The sequence below is a fragment of the Serratia sp. TSO36 genome (genome assembly GCF_057808395.1).
Window position 1 is genome coordinate 73,703 of sequence record NZ_JBJZOU010000005.1, and the last position, 25,341, is coordinate 99,043.

The window sequence follows — 25,341 nt, forward strand, 5'->3', positions numbered from 1 at the left end:
TAAAAACGCCAATAGCGTTAATGGGCAGTGTCGATGGTGATGAGAACATCGCTTTTACCGTTTCAACAATAGAGGGTGGGTTATGGCCAATAGACGTATTTTAGACCCGCTTTGTAATATGATGGCGCTAACGTTGAGCATGTTACTTGTCTCGTTCTCCTCGCTAAGTGTTATTTCATACGGAGAACATTTGGTAGATGCGGTCATCGCGGTTTTTACTTATTTTGGTATCAGAAGCTGCTGCCTGATGTGTGTAAGTTTATTCCATTGGTTCCACGGCGGAAATAACCGTATTCATCTTGATAAATAAACAATGCCGGCGACAGTGCGCCGCCGGCGCTTACCTCGCTAAGACACCAACTCCAATCCCGCCACGCGGCGCCAGTAGCCGTTGCAGTCGGCGTGATCGGTCAAGGCCAGCGGCTTTTCGCCGCGTTCGTTGGCGCGGAAGGCATCGATTTGCGCCAGCGTCTCGGCGCCCTGCGGCGACAGCCGCACGATGTCCACCAGCCCCTGCATGCTCGGCAGCTCGTTGCCGAGGTTGTAGCAGTAGCCGCTCATGGTCTGAATGCCGTTGAGCACGAACACCTGTTGTTGCTCCTGCGAGCGCATCATGCGGCCCTGCGGATACTTGATGCAGCAGGTTTCGCACTCGTCCTTGCCGCGGTTCTCCGAGCGGGCGGTGAAGCAGCGCGCCGAATAGGCCAGCGGCAGGTGGCCGTAGCTCAGCACCTCCACCTCGAAATCATGGCGGAAGCCCAGCTCGTCGCACTGCGTCAGCAGGTTGGCCAGCCAGTCGCGCGACAGCTCGACCGGCATGCACCAGCGCATCATGCCCTGGCGGCGCAGCAGGCGCAGGGTATAGGCGTTGTAGCAGTTCAGCGCGTGGCCGGCGACGAACGGCAAGCCGCGCTCCGCCGCCATGTTCACCGCGCCCAGATCGTTGGCTTCAAACAGGAACTCGCCGTTCTCCACATAGCGTTTCAGCTCATTCAGCTCGGACGGCGCCTGCAGCAGCGCCAGCGTAGAGATCACCACCTGCTTGCCGCTGCGGGCGATTTCGCGCGCCAGCGCCAGCCAATCGCCGACCTTCATCTCGCGCCGCTTGGTGCAGACGCTCTCGCCGAGGTAAATGATGTCGGCGCTGCTCTCCGTCGCCTGTTGATAGAACGCCGCGATGTCGTTTTTCGGCCAGTAGTAGAGCACCGGCCCCAGTGCGTATTTCATGTTTCCTCCGGCTACTGCCATTTGCGGTGATAGGCGCCCAACGTGGTCTGGGTGCCCTCGGACATCGCGCCCAGCGTCTCCATCCAGGCGGCGTCGGCACGGTAGGCGGCCGGATCGGCCTGGCAGCGGTCGATCGCCTGGCGCCAGACGCGCGCCACCTGGCTGACGTAAGCCGGGCTGCGCTGGCGGCCTTCGATCTTCACCGAGGCGATGTTGGCGGCCAGCAGCTCCGGCAGCAGCTCCAGCGTATTGAGGCTGGTGGGCTCTTCCAGCGCGTGGTAGCGCACGTCGTCCACCAGATAGCGGCCCTTGCACAGCGTCGGGTAGCCGGCGTTTTCATGGTCCTGGTAGCGGTCGATCAGCACGTCGTTCAGGCGCGACTCCATGCCCTGCGGGGTTTGCTGCCAGCGCACGAACCGTGCCGGCGAACAGGCGCCGACGGTGTTCGGCGATTCGCCGGTCAGGTAGGAAGAGAGATAGCAGCGCCCCTCGGCCATGATACACAGGCTGCCGAAGGCGAACACTTCCAGCGGCACCGGGCTGGTGCGGGCCAGCTGTTTCACCTGATGCATCGACAGCACGCGCGGCAGCACCACCCGGCCTACCTCGAAGTTGCGCTGGTAGAAACGGATCGCCTCCTCGTTGGTGGCGGAGGCCTGCACCGAAACGTGGCGCTCCAGCTGCGGGTAGCGCTGGGCGGCGTATTCCAGCATCGCCAGATCCGCCAGAATCAGCGCGTCGGCGCCCAGCTGGGCCGCCATATCCACCGCGCGCTGCCAGCGGGCGTAGCCGTCGGGATGGGCGAAGGTGTTGATGGCGATATGCAGCTTGCGGCCGTGGCGATGCACGTAATCGACCGCTTCCTGCAGCTTTTTCTCGGTGAAGTTGAGGCCGGCGAAGTGGCGCGCGTTGGTATCGTCTTTCAGGCCGATGTAAACGGCGTCGGCGCCGTTATCCACCGCGGCCTTCAGGGCCGGCAGGTTGCCGGCGGGACAAAGCAGCTCCATAGATTTATCCTGGCTTAGCCGTGCGCCCGGCCGGGCGCACGCTGTCTTTAAAGGTTGCCGACGGCGGTGTTCCGCCGGCAAACGCGAATCGGGGAGGCCATTTTAGGCAAAGGGGCGTACACAGGTTTTGATTTGGGGCAGCTTATGGCGTATTGATAAACATGGCGGTGAAATGCACTATTTGTTGATATAGACCGCTGAAGCCGCGCGCCAGTGTGGCAAAATAGCGGTAGTCCGTATTGAAAGGAGTGGATGACCGTGTTGGAACAACTACGAGCACGCCTTGTGCGCCAGGGGCCGTCGCTGCTGCGCATCCCGCTGAAATTCACGCCGTTCGCCCTGCAGCGCCAGCTGCTGCAACAGGTGCTGAGCTGGCAGTTCCGCCAGGCGTTGGCGGATGGCGATCTGGAATTTCTCGAATCGCGCTGGCTGAAGATCGAAGTTCGCGATCTGGCGCTACACTGGTTTATGACGGTAGAAAACGACAAACTGGTGGTCAGCCAGCACGCCGAAGCGGACGTCAGTTTCAGCGGCGACGCCAACGATCTGATCCTGATCGCGGCGCGCAAGCAAGATCCGGATACGCTGTTCTTTCAGCGTCGGCTGCAGATTGAAGGGGATACCGAATTGGGCCTGTATGTGAAAAATTTGATGGACGCCATCGAGCTGGGAAGCATGCCTGCGCCGCTGCGCATGGGGCTGTTGCAGTTGGCTGATTTTGTCGAAGCAGGGTTGCAGGAGGGCACGGCGTCGGCTTCCCGTGTGGCGGTATCATGCTGATCCGCGTAGAGATCCCGGTAGACGCGGCGGGCATCGACGCCTTGCTGCGCCGCGCCTTTGGCCGCGACGACGAAGCCGATCTGGTGCAGCAGCTGCGCGAAGACGGCCTGCTGACGCTGGGCGTGGTCGCCACTGACGACGAGGGCGGGGTGGTGGGTTACGCCGCGTTCAGCCCGGTGGACGTGGCCGGCGAAGATCGCCAATGGGTGGCGCTGGCGCCGCTGGCGGTAGATGAAAGCCTGCGCCGCCAGGGGCTGGCTGAAAAGCTGGTGTACGAAGGCTTGGATTCGCTGAACGAATTCAGCTACGCCGCGGTGGTGGTGCTGGGCGATCCGGCCTACTACGGCCGCTTCGGTTTTAAACCGGCCGCCGCCTATGGCCTGAACTGCCGCTGGCCGGACACGGAAAGTGCGTTCCAGGTGTATCCGCTGGCGGAAGACGCCCTGAATGGCGTCAGCGGCGAAGTGGCTTTTTCGGCGCCGTTTAATCGCTTTTAACGACCGGCAATAGATACTCCAACGACAGCGGCGGGTGATTCACCAGCCGCTCTTTTTGTATTTTGCTCAGCTTTTTGACGCGGTATTCCAGCTTCAGCGCCGTTGAGCGATCCCCCACCTGGCAGTGAAATGCCAGCGTCAGTTCCCCTTTGCCGCGCAGCGCCTTGGCGCCTTTGCCGGCCTGATGCTGCGCCAGGCGGCGCGCCACGTCGGTGGTGATGCCGGTATACAGCATGCCGCTCGGTAAACGCAGCATGTAGAGGTGCCAGGGAGTGGGGGAGGTGTCGGTCATCGTACGCCGCTTTGGTGGCCAGGGTCGGCGTATGATGGCATGTTCGCCATCACAATCCCATCCCCGGCCGCCGCTGCCCTACCGCTTTACCCCTTTTTTCCCGCCAGCTCGAAGCGCGGCGAAACGATGCCGTACAGCGTCCAGCCGAGGAAGGTGGCGATGGCGCCCCACATCATCGCTTCCTCACCGGAGCTGTAGAGCGCGTAGAAGCTGTACAGCGCGCCGATGCCGGCGATGATATTGGCGATACGCGCCTTGTTGTCCGGCACCTTCGCCACTTTCTGAATAATGACCAGCGCCGCCATCGACAGGATGTAAGGGATGATGTTGGTCACTACCGCCAGGTTCACCAGCACGTTGAACTGCTTGTTCAGCGACGGGCTGATAGTCATCAGCGACAGGCCGCTCTGGATGACGACGATGGTCAGCATGCCTTTAACCGGCGCGTCGGCCTTGCTCAGCTTGGAGAAGATTTTCGGGAAGAAGCCGCTGTCGGCGGAGGATTTGAACACCTGAGCGATGGTGAACTGCCAGCCGAGCAGCGAGCCGACGCAGGACATGACCATCAACGCCATGATGATCTTGCCGACCATTGGGTTGAACATGTGCGAGAACGCCAGCCCGAACGGGGCGGTGGAGTTGGCCAGATCCATGTTCGGCACGATGCCGGCGATCACGTTGGTTGAAATGATATAGATCACCGCCGCGCTGAGGGTGCCGCCCAGTACGGCGATCGGCACGTTGCGCTCCGGATTTTCCACCACGTCGGTATTGGCACAGGCGGATTCCAGCCCCAGGAACGCCCACAGGGTCATTGAGATGGAGGCGCCGATGGCTTCGAAGGTCGGCACCTGATGCGGGTTCCAGGCGGCGACGTAGGCGCTGCCACTGAACCAGTACCAGCCGATGACCGAGATGCCCACCACCGGAATGATCACGCCCCAGACGGTGATGCCGCTGATTTTGCCGGTGATGCGCGCGCCGCCGAAGTTGGCGACGGTCGCCAGCCACAGCACGCCGATGGTGGCGATACAGATCCCGAGCGGGCTGAGGGTGGTGTCGAACAGCTCGGTGCCGTAGCCGACGGCGGAAATGGCGATGGCGATGTTGGCGATCAGCAGCGAAACGCCGTAGGTGTAGTTCGCCATAAAGTTGCCCGATTTGCCGAAGGCGTATTCGGCGTAGCCGCCCATGCCGCCGGATTTACGGCTGAACATGCCGCATTTGGCGAAGGCGTAGGCCAGCGCCATCGAGCCGACGGCGGTCACCAGCCAGGAAACGATCGAAATCGTGCCCACTTCGGCCAGCTTGGTCGGCAGCATAATTATGCCGGAACCCATCATATTCACGGCGGTCAGGATCGTTAATTGCACGACCCCCATTTTATTATTGGACTTACTCATGATCATTTTCTCTTTTAGGATGCGATCCGGGCGGCGAGAATCATCGCCGCCCCGTAAGGTGATTAATTTTTCATGACGTAGCCGTAAGCGCGGTTCCAGCCGTCCTCATCCTGTTGGATATAAACGCCCTGCAATTCTGGCGCGAATCCCGGCAATAAATTGATGCCTTCTTCCAATGCCAGGAAATAACGCTGCGCGGCGCCGCCCCAAATTTCACCGGGCACCACGCACAGCACGCCCGGCGGGTAAGGCAGGGCGCCTTCGGCGGCGATGCGGCCCTCGGCTTTAGCCAGCGAGACCAATTCCACATTGCCGCGCACGAACTCGGTATTGGCGTCCTGCGGATTCATCACCACGCGCGGGAAATAACTTTTGCGGAACATCTCTTTTTGCAGTTCTTTAACGTCGTAGCTGACGTAAAGGTCGTGCATTTCCTGGCACAGCTGGCGGATGGTGTAGTTTTTGTAGCGCTGCTGGTGGTTTTTATAGACCGCAGGCAGCACCTCGCTGAGCAGGGAGTTTTGCTCGATGTGCTGCTCGAAGCGGGCGATCAGGGCCACCAGATGCTGCATCTTGGCGATGTCTTCCGCCGGCGTCAGCAGGAACAGGATCGAGTTGAGATCGCATTTTTCCGGCACGATGCCGTTTTCACGCAGGTAGTTGGCCAGAATGGTCGCCGGGATGCCGAATTCGCTGTAGCTGCCGGTGGCGGTATCGATGCCCGGCGTGGTAAGCAGCAGTTTGCACGGATCGACGAAGTACTGCGATTCGGCATAGCCCTCAAAAGCGTGCCATTTTTCGCCGGGCACGAAGTTGAAGAAGCGCAGATCGTTGGCCATTGCCGCGGTGTCATAGGCCTGCCACGGTTTGCCGTCGATCTGGTCCGGCACGAACGGTTTGATCATCGTGCAGGTGTCCAGCAGCATTTTGCGCGCTTCGATCCCCACGCGCACGCACTCCTGCCACAGGCGTTGGCCGCTTTTGCCCTCGTGCATCTTGGCGTTGACGTCCAGCGCGGCGAACAGCGGGTAGAACGGGCTGGTAGAGGCGTGCAGCATAAAGGCGTTGTTGAAGCGCTTGTGGTTGCAGTAGCGGCTCTGCCCCTTGATGTGCTTATCTTTTTTATGGATCTGCGAGGTCTGCGAGAAACCGGCCTGCTGTTTGTGCACCGACTGGGTGACGATGATCCCGGGATCGTTTTCGTTCAGCTCCAGCAGCAGCGGCGAGCAGTCTTTCATCATCGGAATGAACTGCTCATAGCCCACCCAGGCGGAGTCGAACAGGATGTAGTCGCACAGGTGGCCAATCTTGTCGACCACCTGGCGGGCGTTGTAGATGGTGCCGTCGTAGGTGCCGAGCTGGATGATCGCCAGGCGGAACGGGCGGGCTTCATTGGCGCGTTCCGGCGCCACTTCGCGGATCTGTTGGCGCAGGTAGCGTTCGTCGAAGCAGTGCGCGTCGATGCCGCCGATAAAGCCGAACGGGTTGCGGGCGGTTTCCAGATACACCGGCGTGGCGCCGGCCTGGATCAACGCGCCGTGGTGGTTGGATTTATGGTTGTTGCGGTCGAACAGCACCAGGTCGCCGCGCGTCAGCAGGGCGTTGGTCGCCACCTTGTTCGAGGCCGAGGTGCCGTTGAGCACGAAGTAGGTCTTGTCGGCGTTGAACACCTTGGCGGCGTGCTGCTGCGCTGCGCAAGGCGCGCCTTCGTGGATCAACAGGTCGCCCAGTTTGACGTCGGCATTGCACATGTCGGAGCGGAAAAGCGTTTCGCCGTAGAAGTCGAAGAACTGGCGGCCCGCCGGGTGTTTGCGGAAGAACTCGCCGCCCTGGTGGCCGGGGCAGGCGAAGGTGGCGTTGCCCATTTCCACGTACTGCGTCAGCGTGTTGAAGAACGGCGGCAGCAGCTCGCTCTCATATTTGGCGGCGGCGGCCTCCAACTGTTTGCCGTAGAACTGGGTATTCTTGCCGCACAGCTCAAACACGCCGTGCAGCGCCGGCAATACGGCGTTATCCAGCTCTTCTTCGCAGCAGACGGCGACGAACAGCGGAATGTTGAGGCCGTGCTCTTCGATGCGCGCCACCATGCCGTGCGTGACGTCGTCTACCGACAGCACGATGGCGGCGACGTCATTGAAATCGCTGTGATGCACATCGACGATGTCGCGTTCAGTTTCAAAGCAGCCGAGGGTTTGGGTGTTGGCGGCAATTTTTAATTTTTTCATTTTTCTCATTCTTCAGGCAAAGGCAGTCCGTCGGCAAATAATTCCATTTGCCGCTAACGCCTTCACGAAAATAAAGGTGTGCGAGAACCCAGCGATGCCGAAAGGCATTAACTGTGTTCGTTGTTTTATTTAGCTTGGATGCGCTTGGCCGAAATTAAGAATGAATTGCGTGTCCTTCCCGGTTAGCGAGAAAGCGATATTATCACCGGTGTGCGGAGAATAAATAAAAACGCAATGACACTCTTATCAACGGCGTAAGAGCGAGGGGAGAGGGTTATCTGTAGTTGAAGAATGCGAAGCTAAAGCAGCTGCGATGAGCCATCATCATAATATGGGTTGTGCGCCTGATATGCGCCATTTTGCGGTTATTGTTTTCCATTTTCTAATCCACCTTGCTGAGTGAAAAGATGGCGCTATTTTAACGCAAGGTTGGCTAAAAATTGTGATAAAGGTCACATAAATGCCGGTGTTTATAAATAACTATTCACCTGTTATGCAATGGATTGCATAAACAGCGTTCAGGTGAGCCAACGGGCTTGTAAACGAATTGCTAATCGACTCCGGGCGGGTGCGCTAAATTTGCGTGTCGTCAGGATGGGAATAAAAGAACCGGTCGAATAAGCGGTTGCATAACGATCAAATAAATCCGTCTTGTATTTTTTATGTTATAAATTTTTTTCTGGTCTAAGTTAATAAAAATGCATTTATTGTGTTTTTATATTCAATTTGGTTTTTTGATGATTATCGTTATTTGTGACTCGCCTCAACAACGCAGGGTAAGATGAAGTGAGTGAACAAGGAGGCGAGTAACCTTGAATACCCCAGAACAACGGCAGCAGATTGCGGATTTCATCGGCAAGCAACACGTCTTGACGCTGTGCGCCGGCGACGGCCTCGACATGTGGTGCGCCAACTGTTTTTACGTGTTCGACGCCGCGGCGATGGCGCTGTGGCTGATGACCGAACCGCACACCCGCCACGGCGGGCTGATGCTGAACAACGGCCGGGTGGTCGGCACCATCGCGCCGAAGCCGAAAAGCATCGCGCTGATCCGCGGCGTGCAGTATCGCGCCGAGGCGGTGCTGCTGAGCGGCGAAGAGGCCGACGCGGCGCGCGCGCGTTACTGCAAGCGCTTCCCGATCGCCAGGGCGATGAAGGCCTCGGTTTGGCGGCTGGATCTGCACGAGGTGAAGATGACCGACAACACCCTCGGCTTCGGCAAGAAGCTGCATTGGGCGCGGTCTATACTTTAAGTCGACGTATTGATTACAACGGGAGATTGCATGGCGCGAGCACTGTTAGTCGGCGCAACCGGGCTGGTGGGGCGCGAGTTGTTGCAGCTGTTGCAAAGCGATCCGCAGATAACGGCCATCGTGGCGCCGACGCGCACGCCGCTGCCGCCGCACGGCAAGCTGACCAATCCGGTCGGCGATGCGCTGTTCGAGCTGCTGAGCGGCCTGCAGCAGCCGGTCGATCTGGTGTTCTGCTGCCTGGGCACCACCCGCCGGGCGGCGGGCAGCGCCGATGCCTTCCGCTACGTCGATTATCAACTGGTGGTGGAGAGCGCGCTGACCGGCCGCCGCTTGGGGGCGCAGCACTGCTTGGTGGTGAGCGCGTTGGGCGCCAACGCGGATTCCACCTTCCTGTATAACCGCACCAAAGGCGAGATGGAGCAGGCGCTGCGCGAACAGCACTGGCCGCGCCTGACGCTGGTGCGGCCTTCCATGCTGGTGGGGGATCGCCCCGCGCCGCGCCTGATGGAGCGCCTTACGCTGCCGCTGTTCAGGCTGCTGCCCGGCAAATGGCGCGCCGTCTCCGCCAAAGACGTGGCGCAAACGCTGCTGCAGCAGGCGTTCACGCCGGGCGAAGGGGTCAGGGTGCTGGAGTCGGATCGGCTGCACTGCTACCGAGGCTGACGCTGAGGTGGTCGAACGCCAGCTCCAGCCCGGCGGGCAGTTCGTTGTCCAGCAGCCACAGATCGAGATGATGGCTGATGTGCGTCAGCAGCGTGCGTTTGGGCTGCAGCAACCGCTGCGTCTCCTGCGCGCGGGTCAGGTCGTTGTGGTTGCGCGGCGCCTGCGGCTGCGGCGGCAGGCTGCAATCGAGCACCAGCAGATCCAGCGCCACGTTTTGCAGATAGTCGGCGGTGGCCGGCGGCAGGCCGACGGTGTCGGTCAGGTAGGCCAGCGCAGCGCCCGCCGCCTGGATCAGATAACCGTGGGTCAGTTTGGAGTGTTGCAGCGGCAGCGGGGTGATGCGCATGCCGCCCAGTTCGACGGTGGCGAAGGGCGCCAGCGGCGGCTGAAACGCCAGAATGCCCGGGTGTTTGAACAGGTCGTCGCAGCCTTGTGCATCCGGCGGGCCATACACCGGAATGGAATTTCCGCACCCCCAACGCAAAGGAAATAACCCCTGAACGTGATCCATGTGGTAATGTGTCAGTAAAAAACGTTGAATTTGCCCCGCCGAAAATCGCCGCTCCAAAGCCGGCAATCCCGCATCCAATAAGGTCGTTTCCCCCTGATAGTTAAGCATGGCGCTGCACGCTCGCCGCCGAAATGCCGGCTCGCGCCGCGCCCGTTGGCAGATCAGGCAATCGCAGCCGAACACCGGCACTTGCTGCGCGCCGCCGGTGCCGAGAAAGGTCAGTTGCATCGCTCCCCCTCCGTTAAAGGTACTTCTGGGCAAAGCGGTTGATGTCGCGAAAATCCGCCAGCCGCGCCTGCAGCGTGGCGTGATCCCAGTGCCACCACTGGCTGCGTTCGATGCGTTCTATCAGCGCGTCGTCAAAGCGCATGCCGATCTTCTTGGCCGCCACGCCGGCGACGATGCTGTAAGGCTCCACGTCCTTGGTGACCACCGCCGCGCTGCCGATCACCGCGCCGTTGCCGACGCTGACGCCCGGCATCAGGATGGCGTTATGGCCGATCCACACGTCGTGGCCGACGGTGACGTGGTGCTCGCGCCGCCAGTCGAAGAACGCCGCGTCGTCTTCCCCCAGCCCGTATTCGGAGGCGCGGTAGGTAAAGTGGTGCTGCGCGATGCGCTGGTAGGTCGGGTGGTTGCCGGGATTAATGCGCGCATAGGAGGCGATGGAGACGAACTTGCCGATAGTGGCGTAAAAGATCTGGTTGTGCCCGGCGGTGTAGGAGTAGTTCCCCATCTCCACTTCTTCCAGGATCGCATCGTCGGCCAGATGCACATATTGGCCGAGCCGGGTGCGGTTAAGGGTCACATTGTCGCCGATTTTCGGCTGGGCAAAGTCGTTCATGGCGTCGCGTCCTGAGCTTGTCGGGTGGCGGTAGGCAGCAGCGCCAGCAGCGCCGCCAGGGTGTCGTCGAGTGGGCCATCGTTGTGCAGAACCCGGCAGCCGGCGGGCAGACTCTGCTGATATTCCGCCGCCCGCGCCAGCCGCTGCTCGATCTGTTCGGCGCTTTCTCGCCCGCGATCCTGCAGGCGCCGGCGCAGGATCCCGGCGCTGACCTGCAGGCACACCGGCAGCAGCTGCGCACCATAGCGCTGCTGCGCCTGCGGCAGGTGGGCGCGCGAACCGTTGACCGCCACGTCGATCCCCTGCAGCAGCCAAAGATCCACTTCGATCCCGAACGCATAGCGCTGCTGGTGCGCCTGCCAGTCGAGCGCGAACAGCCCCTTGGCGCGGCGGCGCAGAAATTCCGGTTCGCTCAGCGCGATGTGATTCTCGCAGCCGGCGTCCGCCGGCCGGGTGATGTAACGGTGCGCCACCAGCGGCGCGCGGTCGGCGTCGGCCCGCAGCGCGGTCAGCAGGCTGTCCTTGCCTGCGCCAGAAGGCCCCATCAGGTAGATGAGCCGCGCCATCAGAACACCTGCCTGCCCTGGCGCCACACGTTCTGCACGTAAACGTGCTCGCCGTGCGGCCGCGCCAGCACCAGATCCGCCCGCAGCCCTTCGGCGAGGGTGCCGCGATCCTGCAGATCCAGCGCCCGCGCCGGGTTGCGGGTGATCATGCGCACCGCCTGGGGCAGATCGTAGGCGTTGCGCTCGTCCGCCGCGAGGCGAAACGCCGCGTCCAGCAGGCTGGCCGGGTAATAATCGGAAGAGAGAATATCCAGCACCCCCAGCGCCGCCAGGTGGTGCGCCGCCACGTTGCCGGAGTGGGAACCGCCGCGCACGATGTTCGGCGCGCCCATCAGCACCTGCAGGCCCTGTTGGTGCGAGGCGCGGGCGGCCGCCTCGGTGGTGGGGAACTCGGCGATGGCGCTGCCCAGCGCGCAGGATTCGGCCACGTGCGCGGCGGTGGCGTCGTCATGGCTGGCCAGCGAGATGCGGCGCGCGCGGCAGTGGGCGGCGATCGCCTCGCGGTTCGGCGCGGCCCAGCGGGCGGACAGGGCGACCTGCTGCTCCTCGTACTCGCTCATCTGCTGGTCGTTGAGGTGATATTTGCCCTGATAGTATTCGCGGTATTTTTCGCGCGAGGCGAACTGGCGCTGGCCCGGCGAATGGTCCATCAGCGACACCAGCGACACGCCCGGCTTGTCCATCAGCTGTTCGAACAGCGGCAGCGTGCTCTCGTGCGGCAGCTCGCAGCGCAGGTGCAGCCGGTGCTCGGCGCGGTTCACCCCGGCGCGCTGGCTGTGGATCACCGCGTCGATCATCTTCTGCAGGTTTTCCAGCCGGTGGCCGCCGTCGCGCACGTCGCCGATCGCCACCGCGTCCAGTACCGTGGTGATGCCGTTGGCCACCATCAGCGCGTCGTGGCTGCTCATCGCCGAATGGGCCGGCCAGTCAACGTTCGGGCGCGGGGTAAAGAACTTGTCCAGGTTGTCGGTATGCAGCTCGATCAGCCCCGGCAGCAGCCAGCCGCCGTCGCCGTCCAGCGCCTGCGGCAGCCGGCTCGGGCCGTCGGCGAAGCTGCGGATCACGCCGTCCTGCATCTCCAGCGAGCCTTGCACCACCTGGTCATCCAGCACCAGCTTAACGTTATTGACGATCATCAGAGGGCCTCCAGCGCCTGCGGCGCCTGCATGTCATAAAGCCGGTCGGCGACCTGCTGGCGGACGCCTTCATCGTGAAAAATGCCGACGATCGCCGCGCCGCGCGCCTTGGCGCGTTCGATAAGCTGTACCACCGCCGCGCTGTTGCGGCTGTCGAGCGAGGCGGTCGGTTCGTCCAGCAACAGGATGGGGTAATCGACGATAAAGCCGCGCGCGATGTTCACCCGCTGCTGCTCGCCGCCGGAGAAGGTGGACGGCGCCAGCGGCCACAGGCGCTGCGGCACGTTGAGCGCAGCGAGCAGCGCTTCGGCGCGTTCTCGGCACTCGGCGCGTTCGACGCCCTGTTCCAGCAGCGGCTGCATCACCACCTCCAGCGCGCTGATGCGCGGGATCACCCGCAGGAACTGGCTGACCCAGCCCAGCGTATGGCGGCGCACCGCCAGAATCTGGCGCGCATCGGCGCTGACCATGTCCAGCCAGTCGCCCTGGTGGTTGATCCAGATATGGCCGCTGTCCGGCAGGTAGTTGGCGTACAGCGAGCGCAGCAGGGTGGATTTGCCGCTGCCGGAGTGGCCGTGCAGCACCACGCATTCGCCGCTGCCGACCGTCAGGTTGGCGTCGTGCAGCACCGGCAGGCGGGTGCCGTACTGCTGGTGCAGCACAAAGGTTTTACTGAGATGTTCAACTCGAATTTGCATAGTCATCTGTATATCGCCTTGGGTTACGACAGCACCGAAGAAACCAGCAGCTGGGTATAAGGATGGTGCGGATCGTCCAGCACCCGGTCGGTCAGGCCGCTCTCCACCACTTCGCCCTGTTTCATCACCAGCAGGCGGTGGGCCAGCAGCCGCGCCACGCCGAGATCGTGGGTAACGATCACCGCCGCCAGCTGCATTTCCACCACCAGGTTGCGCAGCAGATCGAGCAGGCGCGCCTGTACCGACACGTCCAGCCCGCCGGTCGGCTCATCCATAAACACCAGCTTGGGGTGGGTGACCAGGTTGCGGGCGATCTGCAGCCGCTGCTGCATGCCGCCGGAGAAGGTGGTCGGCAGATCGTCGAGGCGCGACAGCGGGATTTCGACGTCTTCCAGCCACTGACCGGCCTGGCGGCGAATGTCGCCATAGTGGCGCTGGCCGATGGCCATCAGCCGCTCGCCGATGTTGCCGCCGGCGGAGACCTGCGGTCGCAGCCCGTCGAGCGGGTGCTGGTGCACCACGCCCCAGTCGGTGCGCAGCAGGCGGCGGCGATCGCTCTCCGCCATGGCGTACAGCTCCTGTTCCTGGCCCGCCTGCGGGCGGTACAGGATCTGCCCGCGCTGCGGCGCCAGCCGCGCCGAGATCGACTTCAGCAGCGTGGTTTTGCCGGAGCCGGATTCGCCGACGATGCCCAGCACTTCACCGGGGTAGATGTCGAACGACACGTCGCTGAAGCCTTTGCCGGGAGCGTACAGGTGGGTGAGCCGGTTCACCGACAGCAGCGGAGTGGTGCTCAAAGGGGTGGAAGTCATCAGTGCTGCGCCTCTTGCGAAGATTGCGCCAGCTGCTGCCGGCAGTAGTCGGTGTCCGAACAGACGAACATGCGGTTGCCCCGATCGTCGAGCACCACCTCGTCCAGATAGCTGTGGCGCGAACCGCACAGCGCGCAGGGTTCGTCCCACTGCTGCACGCTGAACGGATGGTCGTCGAAGTCCAGGCTCTCCACCTTGGTGAACGGCGGCAGGGCGTAGATGCGTTTCTCGCGCCCGGCGCCGAACAGCTGCAGCGCCGGCATCATGTGCATTTTCGGGTTGTCGAATTTCGGGATCGGCGATGGATCCATCACGTAGCGATCGTTGACCTTCACCGGGTAGGCGTAGGTGGTGGCGATATGGCCGTAGCGCGCGATGTCTTCATACAGCTTCACCTGCATCACGCCGTACTCCTCCAGCGCGTGCATCTTGCGGGTCTCGGTTTCGCGCGGTTCGATAAAGCGCAGCGGCTCCGGGATCGGCACCTGATAGATCAGGATCTGGTCTTCGCGCAGCGCCGTTTCCGGAATGCGGTGACGGGTCTGGATCAGCGTGGCCTCCGGCGTGCGTTCGGTGGTTTCCACCCCGGCGACGCGCTGGAAGAAGCGGCGGATCGACACCGCGTTGGTGGTGTCGTCGGCGCCCTGGTCGATCACCTTCAGCACGTCGGCGCGGCCGATGACGCTGGCGGTGAGCTGAATACCGCCGGTGCCCCAGCCGTAGGGCATCGGCATCTCGCGGCCGCCGAACGGCACCTGATAGCCGGGGATCGCCACCGCCTTCAGGATGGCGCGGCGGATCATGCGCTTGGTCTGCTCGTCCAGATAACCGAGGTTATAGCCGGTCAATACTTCACTCATCGCGGGCCTCCTGACGCTCGCTGTATTCCTGTCGCAGCCGCTTGAGCAGCTCAAGTTCGGCCTGGAAGTCGACGTAGTGCGGCAGCTTGAGATGGGAGACGAAGCCGGCGGCCTCGACGTTGTCGGCGTGGGCCAGCACGAACTCTTCGTCCTGCGCCGGGCCGGCGACGCCTTCGCCGTAGTCGGGGCTTTGCAATGCGCGATCTACCAGCGCCATCGCCATCGCCTTGCGTTCGGCGCGGCCGAACACCAGCCCGTAACCGCGGGTGAAGTGCGGCGGATGGTCCTTTGGATCGACGAAGCCGTTGACCATTTCGCACTCGGTCAGCAGGATTTCGCCGATATCGATGGCGAAACCGAGCTCTTCAGGCACGATCTCCACCGAAACGTGGCCGGTGCGGATCTCGCCGGCGAACGGGTGGTTGCGGCCGTAGCCGCGCTGGGTGGCGTAGCCGAGCGCCAGCAGAAAACCTTCGTCGCCGCGCACCAGCTGCTGCAGGCGCGCCGAGCGCGAGCAGGGGTAAACCGGCGGGTTGCGGGTGATGTCGTCCGGCGCGCTGCCGTCGTCCTGTTCCTCCCGCGCCAGCTGCTGGCGACACAGCAGATCGAACACGTGGCTGCAGTTATCCGGCAGCGGTTCGTCGGCCTGCGGCGCACGCGGCGCCTCGCCTTCCGCCAGCAGCGCGAAGTCCAGCAGCCGGTGGGTGTAGTCGTAGGTCGGCCCCAGCACCTGCCCGCCGGGCAAGTCCTTGTAAACCGCCGAAATACGCCGCTCCAGCCGCATGTTTTCGCTGGCCAGCGGCTCGCTGACCGCCAGGCGCGGCAGGGTGGTGCGATAGGCGCGCAGCAGGAAGATCGCCTCCACCAGATCGCCGCTGGCCTGTTTGATGGCCAGCGCCGCCAGCTCACGATCGTAGATGCCGCCTTCGGTCATCACCCGATCCACCGCCAGCCCCAGCTGCTGTTCGATTTGTTCCGCGCCGATCGCCGGCAGCGCGTCGTCGCCGCGCCGCAGCTGTTCCTGCAGCTGATGGGCGGCCTCAATGGCTTTTTCGCCCCCTTTTACCGCTACATACATCAGCACACCTCCACGCGGGTGGTCCGCGGGATCGCCAGCAGGCGATCGCCGCAGGTCAGCAAAATATCCAGCCCCAGCGGGAAGCGCTGCGGGCGGTTGACCAAATAATCCAGCAGCGCCGGCGGCAGGCGCGGCGCTATCAGGCGATGATTCTCGATGCCGGGGCCGGTCAGGCGCAGCGCGGCGCCGTTCTCCAGCTCGCCGAGCTGCACGATGACCGTGGCGCCGAACTCCGGCGAGATTTCAGTGCCGTGCGGCAACGCCTGCAGATCGGCGGCCTGCAGCTGCTCATCGAACAGGGCAAAACAGACCTCCTGCGCCGTGGCGGCCAGCGGCGCGCCGCTGTGAAAACGGATGTTTGTTAGCACTTGCTCACTTTTTAGCGCCGAACACAGCTGCAGCGGCGTTTCCTGATCGGCCAGCGTCAGCAGCGCGGCGGTGCTGGCGGCGTTCAGCGGCGCCCAGGCCGGGCCGTTCGGCAGCGTCACCCGGTGGCCCGGTTCGCTCAAGGCTTTAAGAATCAAACGGAAAGCGTGCTGCGATTGGTCTATCGGTTGCTCAAAACCGGTCAATAAACTCATGGCTTAATCCCCTCGCACCAGCGTAAAGAAGTCCACCCGGCTGGCGGCGATCGCCCGGGCGCGCAGCTGGCGCTGCTCGTGCTGCAGTGCGGCCAGCGGCGCGATCAGCTGTTGTTGCAGGCGTTCGCCGTGTTCCGGCTGTTGCAGCAGCGCATCGGCCAGCGCGCACAGCTCGGCGTGCGCCTTGTCGCGCCCGGCGATATAGCTGTAGCCGTAGCCGCCGTTGTCCAGCTGCACCACCGCGCGGGTGACCGTCATGTCCCCCAGCACGAAGCGGCGGCCGGTGGCGCCCATGCGCCCCTGCAGCTGGGCCAGGCCGATCTCCGGCGCGCGGATGCTGCGGTAACCCGGGCTGAGGTTCAGCGCCTGCCAGTGGCTGCGCAGCTGCTCGGGCCCGCTGTGCGCCAGCACCGACATCCAGCGTTGTCTCGACTCTAAGGCTTGCATTCAGTGCTCCATCGTCAGTTCAATCATGTCGGCGCGGGCCAGGCTGACGGAGTATTCCGCCACGTCTTCGCCGCCGCTGCGGACGTTAAGGGTGCGCACGCACAGCAGCGGCGCGTGGGTGGCGATCTCCAGCAGCCGGCTCTCTTTGGCCTGAGCGCGGCGCGCGCTGATGCGGGTCTGGCGGCGGGTCAGCGCCTGCTGGAGGTGCTGTTCGATAAACTGGTGCAGCGAACCGCTGTGGAACTGCTGCAGCGCCGGCCACCAGTCCAGATCGGGCAGATAGTGGTCAATCACGCTCATCGGCACGCCGTTGACCCGGCGCAGAGTGCGCAGGTGGATCACCATTTCGCCTTCTTCACGCGAGAGTGCGCTGGCGACATGCCCATTACATGGGCGCAAGACAGCGAGTAAGCGCTCACTGGTGGGGTGGCTGCCCTGCTCGAACAGGTTCTGGCTGAAGCGGGTATTGGCGTGTAGCGGGTAGTCGTAAGGCCGCATCAGCACCAGAATACCGACGCCGTGGCGGCGCTGCAGCCAGCCGCGCTCTACCAGCTGATCCACCGCGCGGCGCAGGGTGTGGCGATTGACCTGGTAACGTTCGGCCAGCTGCTGTTCCGAAGGCAGGTAGTCGCCGCAGCGGTATTGCGTGCGCAGCTCCTGTTCCAGCTGCGCGGCGATCTGCTGATAGCGGGTGGGGTAAGTGGTTGGATGTCTAGATAACTCCATCATAATAAAAACCTCGTCATACCGATGGCTGTGCGATGAAGGCGAAAGCGGTGCGTTTCATCGTGCGTCTACCCTGTGGTTTTCAAGTTGGCATCATGGTGCCGGGCGCAGATGACAATCGCGTTACGCCGCGGTGGCGAACAGATGAACTATTTAGGACAGCCCGGGCGTGCACGGGCGGCGGCGGCGCGCTATGCTGGCGCCACTGTTGACTGACTCTGGCCGCGACCATGCCGCAATCTCTGAACGCCCCTGAACCCGCCCCACGCGCCTGGCCGCTGTGGAAACCGATCCTGTTTCTGCTGGTGGTGGCCGTCGGCCTCTACTACATCAAATGGCAGCCTTACTACGGCAAGGCCTTTGTGGCGGCGGACAGCCACTCGATCGGCAAATCGATCCTGGCCGACGGCGCCGCGAGCCCCTGGCTGGCGGCCTGGCAGTACGCGCTGGTCTATTTCACCGCGGTGTGGAAGGCGGCGCTGCTCGGGGTGCTGTTAGGTTCGCTGGTGCAGGTGCTGATCCCGCGCGACTGGCTGGCGCGCACGCTCGGCCACCGGCGTTTTTCCGGCACCGTGCTGGGGGCGCTGATCGCGCTGCCGGGCATGATGTGCACCTGCTGCGCCGCACCGGTTGCCGCCGGCATGCGCCGCCAGTCGGTATCCAGCGGCGCCGCGCTGGCCTTTTGGCTCGCCAACCCGGTACTGAACCCGGCGACGCTGGTATTCATGGGGTTTGTACTCGGTTGGCCGTTCGCCGCCATCCGCCTGGTGGCGGGCGTGGTGATGGTGCTGGGCATCGCCTGGCTGGTGCAGCGCGTGACCGCCAACGACCCGCAGCCCGCCACGCCGCAGCCGCCGGTGATGACGGCGCAGAGCGATGAGCGGCCGTTCCTCGCCCGCTGGGGCAAAGCGCTGTGGGCGCTGTTTTGGTCGACCATCCCGATCTACGTGCTGGCGGTGCTGGCGCTGGGCGCAGCGCGGGTCTGGCTGTTCCCGCACGCCGACGGCGCCGTCGACAATAGCCTGCTGTGGATCATCGCGCTGGCGATCGTCGGCTGCCTGTTCGTTATCCCCACCGCGGCGGAGATCCCGATCGTGCAGACCATGATGCTGGCGGGCATGGGCGCAGGCTCGGCGCTGGCGCTGCTGATGACCCTGCCGGCGGTCAGCCTGCCTTCGCTGCTGATGCTCAACAAAGCCTTCTCCGCCCGCGCGCTGTGCCTGACGGCGGCGTTGGTGGCGCTGTGCGGCGTGCTGACCGGCGTGGTGGGGATGGGGTTGGTGTAACGGATTCGTGACCCGATGCTGTCTCAATGGAGGAGATGGAAGTGGAACAGCGGAATAAACCTGAAATGGACGTAGAGGCGATGTTGCTGGAGCAAGCGTTGCGTGAAAGGGTGGATGCCGCCCTTGAACGTATAAGAAACGGCACCGCGGTTTATCTCAGCCATTCGGAGGCAGAAAAACGAATGGCTTTATTTAAAGCGAAGATCCGGGGGCGTTATCGGCGTGGGTGTTGAGGGGGATTGGTTCTGAGTAGAACAGGAGGTTTCTCAGGATAAAATGGGATTTTGTCTAGCAGTCGGCTTTGAGCGAGAAGCGGACGGCTGGAGATAGGCGCGGGGAGATAAAATCACAAACAAAAAATTATTATTTCCGTAGATGGTTTTTTTTCCTCCACCTATTATTTCTAATTCCGCTTTTATGAGGCCATTGCAAAAGATTTTTATATATTTCGTAATCAAAAACCTCATCCATCCCTTTGCCTCCCTCGAAATAAAACTCATCCTCCTCAATTCTCGCAACTATCCTTAGTAATTCATCATTGATTACTGATATAAACTGCCTAGCATCTTTTTGTTTAATTCTCCAAGGGGTAGAGACTCGGCTATCTATGTCAATACCTCCTTTCATACGAGACAAACCAACATATATAGCATCCTGCTTTTTCTCTTCTAATTCCCTTCTCTGTATCAGTGAAATAAAACCCGGAGAATAATCATCTATTTCTCTTGCTACAAAGTTCCACTGTTTTTTGGGATGTAGGTATAAAAGTTTTAACCATGCCTGCTCAAACTGAACGTCTGGATAGCCCTCATTAGTTTCAGATGACCAAATGTAGTGATCTACCCAAATCGCTTTTGAGAATTCTTCAAGCGCCAAGACTGAAAGCTGAAATGCACTTGGATACGAACCGTGCTCATAAAGCAACATTGAGTCAAAATGAAGACGGATACAATTTCTCAAAGACTCTGCAGCTATTTTATTCAGCTTGTATTTTGATATGCCCTCGTGTTTTTTCACTGATACTCCGCTTCAAAAGTTTACTCTTGGAATACACGCCGTAGAGAGCGGGGAAACCATGTTTTTATATATTGCATTCTGACGCGTACTATTAATACTATGTGGTCAGCCCCACCCAGTCGTTATTTATGTTGAACCGCAACCAGCTTTGATCTTTGGCGTGAACAAAGAATCCAATAAAATTATTATCCAGATCAAATTCAATGAAAAAATTCTTCCGACAATTAACAGCAACACCAGTAAATTGACAGAGTGGATCGAATAACAACCAATAGTTCGGAGTTGGCGACACTGTAAATCCTACCGCATTTAGTGCTAGATCAAATAAATATAATCCAGGAATATTAGACGATATATTTGGATTGATCGATGAGGTTAGCTTAGGATTGATGCTTGACGTGAGATTTGGATACTTGCTCGACGTGAGCTTGTAGTTGATTGAACTGGCCAACTTGGGGTTTATGCTAGATGTAAGCGCAGGATTGATACTTGAGGTCAGTTTGGGGTTGATGCTTGACGTCAGCTTTGGGTTAATGCTGCTAGTTAGTTGAGGATTGATACTGCTCGTGAGGTTTGGGTTGAGGCTCGACATCAATCTGGGGTTACGACTAGTTGGAATTCTCATAGTGTCTCCGTGACGACTGATAAATTTCAGAGTAGCCTAACGCTTATTTTAACGGCAGCCCATATTTAACCACGTGTTAAACCCCTGAACAAGCTAGTCCAACTTTAAGTAATTATAATTAAATTCACTCGTATAAAGAATGTCTGCTATTGGCACAGAGCCGCCTGTCAGATGACTCTATGCTGCCGATGCGTCAGGTCGAGTTTGGATGAATACCTATTGAAACGTGTGTTGTTGGTTCATCGCAACCTATGCACCACCTGGTTGCTGCTGCCGCGCCAAATCAGCGCCGGGTCCTTCAAATCCTGCACGAACTTGCCGTCGATCAGCACGTTGATCCTGTCCACCACCTGCATTTGCTGTGCGTCCAGCTCCGCCAGCCGGTAGCCGGTCCACAGCCAGATATCTTTGCCGGGGCATTCGGCGCGTACCCGTTTCACCAGCTTTAAGATGCTCGGCACGTTGGCCGGGTGCAGCGGATCGCCGCCGGAGAGCGACAGCCCCTGGCGCGGCACGCGCGTATCGTTCAGATCGGCGATGATGCGGTCTTCCAGCGCCGGGGTAAACGGCTGGCCGGAGTTGAGCCGCCAGGTGCTTTTGTTGTAGCAACCGGGGCACTGGTGCACGCAGCCGGCGACAAACAGCGTGCAGCGGGTGCCGGGGCCGTTGACCACGTCGATCGGGTAGTACTGGTGATAATTCATGTGAGGCCTGCCCATCAGGCTATTTTACTGGCCATTTTGCCTCCGGGCAGTGCTGCCAATCCTCACGTACTGCGTGTACGCTCCGGTTTGTGCGCGCTGGCCGAAGGCAAACTGGCTGCGACAATCACGCCTGATGAACAGGCTTCTGCATAGGCTGCACGGCGCTTTTCAGCCGAGCTGCCCGTTGCCGAGGTGTTTCACCCGGCGTTTCACCTCTTCCTGCTTGCCGGCGTTGAACGGCCGGGCATCGGGGCTGCCGAGATAGCCGCACACCCGGCGGGTGACCGAGACCTTGGCCGAGTCGTGGTTGCCGCATTTCGGGCAGGTGAAGCCCTTGCTGGTGCAAGAGAATTCACCGGTAAAGCCGCATTCGTAGCACTCGTCGATCGGCGTGTTGGTGCCGTAGTAAGGCACCCGGCTGTAGCTGTAGTCCCACACGTCTTCCAGCGCCTTCAGGTTGTGCTGCAGGTTCGGGTATTCGCCGTAGCAGATGAAGCCACCGCTGGCCAACGGCGGGTAGGGCGCTTCGAAGTCCAGCTTGTCGTACGGATTGACCTTCTTCTCCACGTCGAGGTGGAAGCTGTTGGTGTAATAGCCCTTATCGGTGACGCCCGGCACCACGCCGAAATCGGCGGTGTCCAGCCGGCAGAAGCGATCGCACAGGTTCTCGCTCGGCGTGCTGTAGAGGCTGAAGCCGTAGCCGGTTTCGTCTTTCCAGGCGTCGACGGCGGCACGCAGCCGCGCGACGATCGCCACCGCTTTGGCGCGCAGCGCCTCGTCGTCATACACGTGGTTTTTGCCGCCGAACAGCGCGTTGATGGTCTCGTGCAGGCCGATGTAGCCCAGCGAAATTGAGGCGCGGCCGTTCTTGAAGATATCGGCGATATTGTCGTCGGCCTTGAGCCGCACGCCGCAGGCGCCTTCCATGTACAAGATTGGCGCCACCCGCGCCTTGATGCCTTCCAGCCGGGCAATGCGCGTCATCAGGGCCTTTTTCGCCAGCTGCAGGCGCTGATCCAGCAGCGCCCAGAAGCGCGACTCATCGCCCATCGCCTCCAGCGCGATGCGCGGCAGGTTGAGGCTGATGACGCCGATGTTGTTGCGGCCGTCGTGCACCAGCTCGCCATCCTGCTCGTAGGTGCCGAGGAAGCTGCGGCAGCCCATCGGCGTTTTGAACGAGCCGGTCACCTTCACCACCTGATCGTAGTTGAGAATGTCCGGGTACATGCGCTTGCTGGCGCACTCCAGCGCCAGCTGCTTGATGTCGTAGTTCGGATCGCCGTACTGGTGGTTGAGGCCGTCGCGGATGGCGAACACCAGTTTGGGGAACACGGCGGTCTTGCGGTTTTTGCCCAGCCCGGCGATGCGGTTTTTCAGGATTGAGCGCTGGATCAGGCGCGATTCCCAGCTGGTGCCAAGGCCGAAGCCGAAGGTGACGAACGGCGTCTGGCCGTTGGCGGTGTGCAGGGTGTTGACCTCGTACTCCAGCGACTGGAAGGCGTCGTAACACTCTTTCTCGGTGCGCGCCATAGCATAGCCTTTGGCGTCCGGGATCTGCCACGCTTCCGCCACCAGCAGGTGTTTGCGGAAGCTCTCGTCGACGAACGGCGCCAGAATTTCATCGATGCGGTTGATGGTGGTGCCGCCATAGATATGGCTGGCGACCTGGGCGATGATCTGCGCGGTCACGGCGGTGGCGGTGGAGATCGACTTCGGCGGCTCGATCTCGGCGTTGCCCATCTTGAAGCCGTTGGTCAGCATGCCTTTCAGATCGATCAGCATGCAGTTGAACATCGGGAAGAACGGCGAGTAGTCGAGATCGTGGTAGTGAATTTCGCCGCGTTCATGGGCCAGCACCACGTCGCGCGGCAGGATGTGCTGCTTGGCGTAGTGTTTGGCGACGATGCCCGCCAGCAGGTCGCGCTGGGTGGGGATCACCTTGCTGTCCTTGTTGGCGTTTTCGTTTAGCAGCGCGCGGTTGCTCTGCTCGACCAGGCCGCGAATTTCCTGATTCAGGCGGCCGCGTAGCTCGCGCGCCACGTCGCGATCGTGGCGGTATTCGATATAGGCGCGCGCCAGCTGTTTGTACTCGCCGGCCATCAGCTGGTTTTCCACCGCCTGCTGGATCTCGTGGATATCGACGCGCGGCTGCTGCTCCATGCGCTGAGCGACCACGCGGGCGACGGTGGCGCAGTAGTCGGCATCGACCACGCCCACCGCCAGCGCGGCGCGCTCGATGGCCTGCGCGATGCGCGCTTCGTCAAAAGGTACCTGGCAACCGTCCCGCTTAATCACTACTGGTTTCACGTTGTACTCCTTGTTCCCCGAGGGAGCGTTCATACCCGCCTGGCGTGGCGAGCAACCGTCAAATTTCGCTTATCCACAGGGCAAAGCCGCAGCGCGCAAGGGCTGTGGCGGCGTGTGGATGATTTTGTGGATAACTACTATATATAGGCGTTCGCAATTCTTAATGCACTATATATAGATATTGGCGAGATTCTTTTGATGTAGAACAAGGAAAACGGAAGAGCGTGCGCAAGCTGAACAGTCGTCAATCGCTCACTGGCCGATCGCGAAAATGCGCCAGCAGAAAGTCGACCCAGACGCGCACCCGCGGCGGCAGATCCGCCGAGGCGTAATAGAGCCACAGCTGCACCGGGCGCGGCCAGCACTCCGCCAGCACCGGCCGCAGCGTGCCCTGCTCGAAGTGCTTTTCGAGGTACCAGCGCGCCAGGTTGACGATGCCGAGCCCGGCCAGCGCCGCATCCAGCAACATTTCCGGGCGGCTCACCACCAATCGGCCGTTCAGATCCAGTGCCAGCGTTTCGCCCTGATGGCGCAGCTGCCATTTGACGTGGCGGCCGTTGCTGGGGTTGCGGTGCAGCAGGCAGTCGTGCCGCAGCAGATCGTGCGGCGTTTGCGGTTCACCGCGCCGCGCCAGATAGTCGGGCGACGCTGCCAGCACCATGTGCATCGGGTAGAGCGGGCGCGCCACCAGCCGGCTGTCGGGATCGACCCGGCTGCCGATGCCGACGTCGAAGCCTTCGCCCACCAGATTCACCACCCGGGCATCCAGCGACAGATCGAGATCGATCTGCGGGTAACGCGCCAGAAATTGCGGGATCAACGGCATCAGCATCTGGCGGCCGAAGCCGGGGATCATCGTGACGCGCACCACCCCGGCCGGCGCCTGCCGCTCGCCGCCGGCGCTTTCCAGCGTCGCCGCCAACGCCTGCCACAGCGGCGCCACCTGCGCCAGCAGCGCTTTGCCCTCGTCGGTCAGCAGCACGTTGTGGGTGTTGCGCTGAAACAGCCGCAGCGCCAGCTTCTCTTCCAGCGCGCGGATATTTTTGCTGACCGCCGCCGGCGTGACGCCCAGCTGGCGGGCGGCGGCGGAGAAATTTTGCGCCTGCGCGGCGGCGAGGAAGGCCGGCAGCAGGCGGTGCACGTCAAAGGGCAGCGACATAGTGGTTGATACTTTCGGTTGAAATTGAAGTGACCTTGAACAGCCTACACCCGAAGCGGCAGAAATGGAAAAATGCCTCATCTTCTTTACGTTCAAGGAATCATTTATGTCACGCATTTTAGTGTTAACCGCCCACCGCACCCCCGACGAGTCGCGCATCAACCAGGCGCTGATCGAGGCCGTGCGCCCGCTGCCTAACGTGACCGTGCACGAGCTGATCCGCGCTTACCCGGATTACCGCATCGACGTGGCGCGCGAACAGGCACTGCTGGAAAGCCACGATGCGGTGGTGATGATGTTCCCGTTTTTCTGGTACAGCTCGCCGGCGATCCTGCGCGAATGGCAGGACGCGGTATTAACCTATGGTTTCGCCTACGGCAGCGAGGGCACTAAACTGCACGGCAAGCCGCTGCAGTTGGTGGTGAGCACCGGCGGCAACGCGCAGGCCTACACGCCGGCAGGCTACAACCGCTATCCGGTGCAGGATCTGCTGCTGCCGTTCCACGCGCTGGCTAACCTGACCGGCATGGATTATCTGCCGCCGCACCTGGTGCAGGGCGTGACCGACATGAGCGATGAGCAGTTGGCGCAAGCGGCCGCCGGGGTGGTGGCGCTGATGGGGACATTGTAGGGCGCA

The 25,341-nt window shown here is 61.5% G+C and carries 29 protein-coding genes; 7 read left to right on the plus strand and 22 right to left on the minus strand.

Going from position 1 to position 25,341, the window contains the following annotated elements:
• Window positions 1-348: 348 nt before the first annotated feature.
• Together ACK3CV_RS02550 and ubiU are read right to left on the minus strand one after the other, a co-directional pair.
• A complete protein-coding gene (locus ACK3CV_RS02550) occupies window positions 349-1,227 on the minus strand; it encodes a U32 family peptidase (RefSeq protein ID WP_033636834.1) in 879 nt (292 codons plus the stop codon).
• Between the two features lie 11 nt (window positions 1,228-1,238).
• Complete coding sequence (ubiU, locus tag ACK3CV_RS02555) at window positions 1,239-2,234, minus strand: ubiquinone anaerobic biosynthesis protein UbiU (RefSeq protein WP_015376422.1); 996 nt, start codon at window positions 2,232-2,234, stop codon at window positions 1,239-1,241.
• A 258-nt stretch (window positions 2,235-2,492) separates the two neighbouring features.
• On the opposite strand from ubiU, the gene ubiT reads away from it, so the two are divergent.
• Together ubiT and ACK3CV_RS02565 are read left to right on the plus strand one after the other, a co-directional pair.
• A complete protein-coding gene (ubiT, locus tag ACK3CV_RS02560; protein ID WP_164141528.1) occupies window positions 2,493-3,014 on the plus strand; it encodes a ubiquinone anaerobic biosynthesis accessory factor UbiT in 522 nt (173 codons plus the stop codon).
• On the plus strand, window positions 3,008-3,511 hold the full coding sequence (locus ACK3CV_RS02565; RefSeq protein WP_033648656.1) for a GNAT family N-acetyltransferase: 504 nt from the start codon (window positions 3,008-3,010) through the stop codon (window positions 3,509-3,511). The genes ubiT and ACK3CV_RS02565 overlap by 7 nt, the downstream gene beginning before the upstream one ends.
• On the opposite strand, the gene ACK3CV_RS02570 is transcribed toward ACK3CV_RS02565, so the two are convergent.
• The 4 genes from ACK3CV_RS02570 to speFL form a co-directional block, all read right to left on the minus strand.
• Window positions 3,498-3,803 (minus strand): GIY-YIG nuclease family protein, encoded by a 306-nt coding sequence (locus ACK3CV_RS02570; protein ID WP_164141530.1) that lies wholly within the window; start codon window positions 3,801-3,803, stop codon window positions 3,498-3,500. The genes ACK3CV_RS02565 and ACK3CV_RS02570 overlap by 14 nt on opposite strands.
• An 86-nt stretch (window positions 3,804-3,889) precedes the next feature.
• Window positions 3,890-5,206: a putrescine-ornithine antiporter gene (potE, locus tag ACK3CV_RS02575; protein WP_164141531.1), complete on the minus strand. Its 1,317-nt coding sequence runs from the start codon at window positions 5,204-5,206 to the stop codon at window positions 3,890-3,892.
• 62 nt (window positions 5,207-5,268) lie between these two features.
• The gene (gene speF, locus ACK3CV_RS02580; protein ID WP_033648654.1) at window positions 5,269-7,431 is read right to left on the minus strand and encodes an ornithine decarboxylase SpeF; all 2,163 of its coding nucleotides are present in this window, start codon (window positions 7,429-7,431) and stop codon (window positions 5,269-5,271) included.
• A 274-nt stretch (window positions 7,432-7,705) separates the two neighbouring features.
• The gene (speFL, locus tag ACK3CV_RS02585) at window positions 7,706-7,810 is read right to left on the minus strand and encodes a leader peptide SpeFL (protein ID WP_004933443.1); all 105 of its coding nucleotides are present in this window, start codon (window positions 7,808-7,810) and stop codon (window positions 7,706-7,708) included.
• Between the two features lie 433 nt (window positions 7,811-8,243).
• Between speFL and ACK3CV_RS02590 the strand changes: the two genes are divergently transcribed.
• Entirely contained in the window at window positions 8,244-8,684 is a 441-nt protein-coding gene (locus ACK3CV_RS02590; RefSeq protein ID WP_033652767.1) for a YhbP family protein, read from the plus strand.
• Window positions 8,685-8,714: 30 nt separating this feature from the next.
• Entirely contained in the window at window positions 8,715-9,347 is a 633-nt protein-coding gene (locus tag ACK3CV_RS02595; RefSeq protein ID WP_047569605.1) for an NAD(P)H-binding protein, read from the plus strand.
• Here the strand turns inward: ACK3CV_RS02595 and phnP are convergent.
• From phnP to phnF, 11 genes are read right to left on the minus strand one after another with little or no spacing between them, the layout of a single operon-like run.
• Window positions 9,304-10,086: a phosphonate metabolism protein PhnP gene (gene phnP, locus ACK3CV_RS02600; RefSeq protein WP_047569604.1), complete on the minus strand. Its 783-nt coding sequence runs from the start codon at window positions 10,084-10,086 to the stop codon at window positions 9,304-9,306. The two genes, ACK3CV_RS02595 and phnP, sit on opposite strands and share 44 nt — an antisense overlap.
• 13 nt (window positions 10,087-10,099) lie before the next feature.
• The gene (locus ACK3CV_RS02605) at window positions 10,100-10,702 is read right to left on the minus strand and encodes a DapH/DapD/GlmU-related protein (RefSeq protein ID WP_047569602.1); all 603 of its coding nucleotides are present in this window, start codon (window positions 10,700-10,702) and stop codon (window positions 10,100-10,102) included.
• On the minus strand, window positions 10,699-11,268 hold the full coding sequence (phnN, locus tag ACK3CV_RS02610) for a ribose 1,5-bisphosphokinase (protein ID WP_164141533.1): 570 nt from the start codon (window positions 11,266-11,268) through the stop codon (window positions 10,699-10,701). The genes ACK3CV_RS02605 and phnN overlap by 4 nt, the downstream gene beginning before the upstream one ends.
• Window positions 11,268-12,404, minus strand: a complete 1,137-nt coding sequence (phnM, locus tag ACK3CV_RS02615; RefSeq protein ID WP_015376433.1) for an alpha-D-ribose 1-methylphosphonate 5-triphosphate diphosphatase — start codon at window positions 12,402-12,404, stop codon at window positions 11,268-11,270. Before phnM ends, phnN begins: the two co-directional genes overlap by 1 nt.
• Window positions 12,404-13,108, minus strand: coding sequence for a phosphonate C-P lyase system protein PhnL (phnL, locus tag ACK3CV_RS02620; protein WP_033636844.1), 705 nt, complete (start codon window positions 13,106-13,108; stop codon window positions 12,404-12,406). The genes phnM and phnL overlap by 1 nt, the downstream gene beginning before the upstream one ends.
• Window positions 13,109-13,125: 17 nt before the next feature.
• Window positions 13,126-13,914, minus strand: a complete 789-nt coding sequence (phnK, locus tag ACK3CV_RS02625) for a phosphonate C-P lyase system protein PhnK (RefSeq protein ID WP_164134809.1) — start codon at window positions 13,912-13,914, stop codon at window positions 13,126-13,128.
• Complete coding sequence (locus tag ACK3CV_RS02630; protein WP_004933420.1) at window positions 13,914-14,774, minus strand: alpha-D-ribose 1-methylphosphonate 5-phosphate C-P-lyase PhnJ; 861 nt, start codon at window positions 14,772-14,774, stop codon at window positions 13,914-13,916. The genes phnK and ACK3CV_RS02630 overlap by 1 nt, the downstream gene beginning before the upstream one ends.
• A complete protein-coding gene (locus tag ACK3CV_RS02635; RefSeq protein ID WP_060419620.1) occupies window positions 14,767-15,852 on the minus strand; it encodes a carbon-phosphorus lyase complex subunit in 1,086 nt (361 codons plus the stop codon). The genes ACK3CV_RS02630 and ACK3CV_RS02635 overlap by 8 nt, the downstream gene beginning before the upstream one ends.
• Entirely contained in the window at window positions 15,852-16,433 is a 582-nt protein-coding gene (gene phnH / locus ACK3CV_RS02640; protein WP_060452828.1) for a phosphonate C-P lyase system protein PhnH, read from the minus strand. Before phnH ends, ACK3CV_RS02635 begins: the two co-directional genes overlap by 1 nt.
• A gap of 3 nt (window positions 16,434-16,436) precedes the next feature.
• On the minus strand, window positions 16,437-16,880 hold the full coding sequence (gene phnG / locus ACK3CV_RS02645) for a phosphonate C-P lyase system protein PhnG (RefSeq protein WP_049211827.1): 444 nt from the start codon (window positions 16,878-16,880) through the stop codon (window positions 16,437-16,439).
• A complete protein-coding gene (gene phnF, locus ACK3CV_RS02650) occupies window positions 16,881-17,609 on the minus strand; it encodes a phosphonate metabolism transcriptional regulator PhnF (RefSeq protein ID WP_033648644.1) in 729 nt (242 codons plus the stop codon).
• 227 nt (window positions 17,610-17,836) lie between these two features.
• Between phnF and ACK3CV_RS02655 the strand changes: the two genes are divergently transcribed.
• Window positions 17,837-18,892, plus strand: coding sequence for a permease (locus tag ACK3CV_RS02655; RefSeq protein WP_164141536.1), 1,056 nt, complete (start codon window positions 17,837-17,839; stop codon window positions 18,890-18,892).
• Window positions 18,893-18,927: 35 nt separating this feature from the next.
• On the plus strand, window positions 18,928-19,125 hold the full coding sequence (locus ACK3CV_RS02660; RefSeq protein WP_239504654.1) for a hypothetical protein: 198 nt from the start codon (window positions 18,928-18,930) through the stop codon (window positions 19,123-19,125).
• Between the two features lie 130 nt (window positions 19,126-19,255).
• On the opposite strand, the gene ACK3CV_RS02665 is transcribed toward ACK3CV_RS02660, so the two are convergent.
• The 5 genes from ACK3CV_RS02665 to ACK3CV_RS02685 form a co-directional block, all read right to left on the minus strand.
• Window positions 19,256-19,909 carry an AbiV family abortive infection protein gene (locus ACK3CV_RS02665; protein WP_164141538.1) on the minus strand — a complete coding sequence of 218 codons (654 nt, stop codon included), beginning with the start codon at window positions 19,907-19,909 and terminating at the stop codon, window positions 19,256-19,258.
• Between the two features lie 97 nt (window positions 19,910-20,006).
• Window positions 20,007-20,534, minus strand: a complete 528-nt coding sequence (locus tag ACK3CV_RS02670) for a hypothetical protein (protein ID WP_164141539.1) — start codon at window positions 20,532-20,534, stop codon at window positions 20,007-20,009.
• Window positions 20,535-20,773: 239 nt separating this feature from the next.
• On the minus strand, window positions 20,774-21,238 hold the full coding sequence (gene nrdG, locus ACK3CV_RS02675) for an anaerobic ribonucleoside-triphosphate reductase-activating protein (RefSeq protein ID WP_039567952.1): 465 nt from the start codon (window positions 21,236-21,238) through the stop codon (window positions 20,774-20,776).
• A gap of 168 nt (window positions 21,239-21,406) precedes the next feature.
• On the minus strand, window positions 21,407-23,545 hold the full coding sequence (gene nrdD / locus ACK3CV_RS02680) for an anaerobic ribonucleoside-triphosphate reductase (protein ID WP_164141541.1): 2,139 nt from the start codon (window positions 23,543-23,545) through the stop codon (window positions 21,407-21,409).
• Between the two features lie 244 nt (window positions 23,546-23,789).
• The gene (locus ACK3CV_RS02685; RefSeq protein WP_033636854.1) at window positions 23,790-24,704 is read right to left on the minus strand and encodes a LysR family transcriptional regulator; all 915 of its coding nucleotides are present in this window, start codon (window positions 24,702-24,704) and stop codon (window positions 23,790-23,792) included.
• A gap of 106 nt (window positions 24,705-24,810) precedes the next feature.
• Here ACK3CV_RS02685 and ACK3CV_RS02690 point away from each other — a divergent pair, with 106 nt between their 5' ends.
• Window positions 24,811-25,335 (plus strand): NAD(P)H-dependent oxidoreductase, encoded by a 525-nt coding sequence (locus tag ACK3CV_RS02690; protein ID WP_047729213.1) that lies wholly within the window; start codon window positions 24,811-24,813, stop codon window positions 25,333-25,335.
• The last annotated feature ends 6 nt before the right edge of the window (window positions 25,336-25,341 follow it).

Bases quoted from the DNA above. Each gene is read 5' to 3' on its own strand.
- ACK3CV_RS02550 (WP_033636834.1), bottom strand. From the start codon at position 1,227: ATGAAATACGCACTGGGGCCGGTGCTCTACTACTGGCCGAAAAACGAC.
- ubiU (WP_015376422.1), bottom strand. From the start codon at position 2,234: ATGGAGCTGCTTTGTCCCGCCGGCAACCTGCCGGCCCTGAAGGCCGCG.
- ACK3CV_RS02565 (WP_033648656.1), top strand. From the start codon at position 3,008: ATGCTGATCCGCGTAGAGATCCCGGTAGACGCGGCGGGCATCGACGCC.
- ACK3CV_RS02570 (WP_164141530.1), bottom strand. From the start codon at position 3,803: ATGACCGACACCTCCCCCACTCCCTGGCACCTCTACATGCTGCGTTTA.
- potE (WP_164141531.1), bottom strand. From the start codon at position 5,206: ATGAGTAAGTCCAATAATAAAATGGGGGTCGTGCAATTAACGATCCTG.
- speF (WP_033648654.1), bottom strand. From the start codon at position 7,431: ATGAAAAAATTAAAAATTGCCGCCAACACCCAAACCCTCGGCTGCTTT.
- speFL (WP_004933443.1), bottom strand. From the start codon at position 7,810: ATGGAAAACAATAACCGCAAAATGGCGCATATCAGGCGCACAACCCAT.
- ACK3CV_RS02595 (WP_047569605.1), top strand. From the start codon at position 8,715: ATGGCGCGAGCACTGTTAGTCGGCGCAACCGGGCTGGTGGGGCGCGAG.
- phnP (WP_047569604.1), bottom strand. From the start codon at position 10,086: ATGCAACTGACCTTTCTCGGCACCGGCGGCGCGCAGCAAGTGCCGGTG.
- ACK3CV_RS02605 (WP_047569602.1), bottom strand. From the start codon at position 10,702: ATGAACGACTTTGCCCAGCCGAAAATCGGCGACAATGTGACCCTTAAC.
- phnN (WP_164141533.1), bottom strand. From the start codon at position 11,268: ATGGCGCGGCTCATCTACCTGATGGGGCCTTCTGGCGCAGGCAAGGAC.
- phnM (WP_015376433.1), bottom strand. From the start codon at position 12,404: ATGATCGTCAATAACGTTAAGCTGGTGCTGGATGACCAGGTGGTGCAA.
- phnL (WP_033636844.1), bottom strand. From the start codon at position 13,108: ATGACTATGCAAATTCGAGTTGAACATCTCAGTAAAACCTTTGTGCTG.
- phnK (WP_164134809.1), bottom strand. From the start codon at position 13,914: ATGACTTCCACCCCTTTGAGCACCACTCCGCTGCTGTCGGTGAACCGG.
- ACK3CV_RS02630 (WP_004933420.1), bottom strand. From the start codon at position 14,774: ATGAGTGAAGTATTGACCGGCTATAACCTCGGTTATCTGGACGAGCAG.
- ACK3CV_RS02635 (WP_060419620.1), bottom strand. From the start codon at position 15,852: ATGTATGTAGCGGTAAAAGGGGGCGAAAAAGCCATTGAGGCCGCCCAT.
- phnH (WP_060452828.1), bottom strand. From the start codon at position 16,433: ATGAGTTTATTGACCGGTTTTGAGCAACCGATAGACCAATCGCAGCAC.
- phnG (WP_049211827.1), bottom strand. From the start codon at position 16,880: ATGCAAGCCTTAGAGTCGAGACAACGCTGGATGTCGGTGCTGGCGCAC.
- phnF (WP_033648644.1), bottom strand. From the start codon at position 17,609: ATGATGGAGTTATCTAGACATCCAACCACTTACCCCACCCGCTATCAG.
- ACK3CV_RS02655 (WP_164141536.1), top strand. From the start codon at position 17,837: ATGCCGCAATCTCTGAACGCCCCTGAACCCGCCCCACGCGCCTGGCCG.
- ACK3CV_RS02660 (WP_239504654.1), top strand. From the start codon at position 18,928: ATGGAAGTGGAACAGCGGAATAAACCTGAAATGGACGTAGAGGCGATG.
- ACK3CV_RS02670 (WP_164141539.1), bottom strand. From the start codon at position 20,534: ATGAGAATTCCAACTAGTCGTAACCCCAGATTGATGTCGAGCCTCAAC.
- nrdG (WP_039567952.1), bottom strand. From the start codon at position 21,238: ATGAATTATCACCAGTACTACCCGATCGACGTGGTCAACGGCCCCGGC.
- ACK3CV_RS02685 (WP_033636854.1), bottom strand. From the start codon at position 24,704: ATGTCGCTGCCCTTTGACGTGCACCGCCTGCTGCCGGCCTTCCTCGCC.
- ACK3CV_RS02690 (WP_047729213.1), top strand. From the start codon at position 24,811: ATGTCACGCATTTTAGTGTTAACCGCCCACCGCACCCCCGACGAGTCG.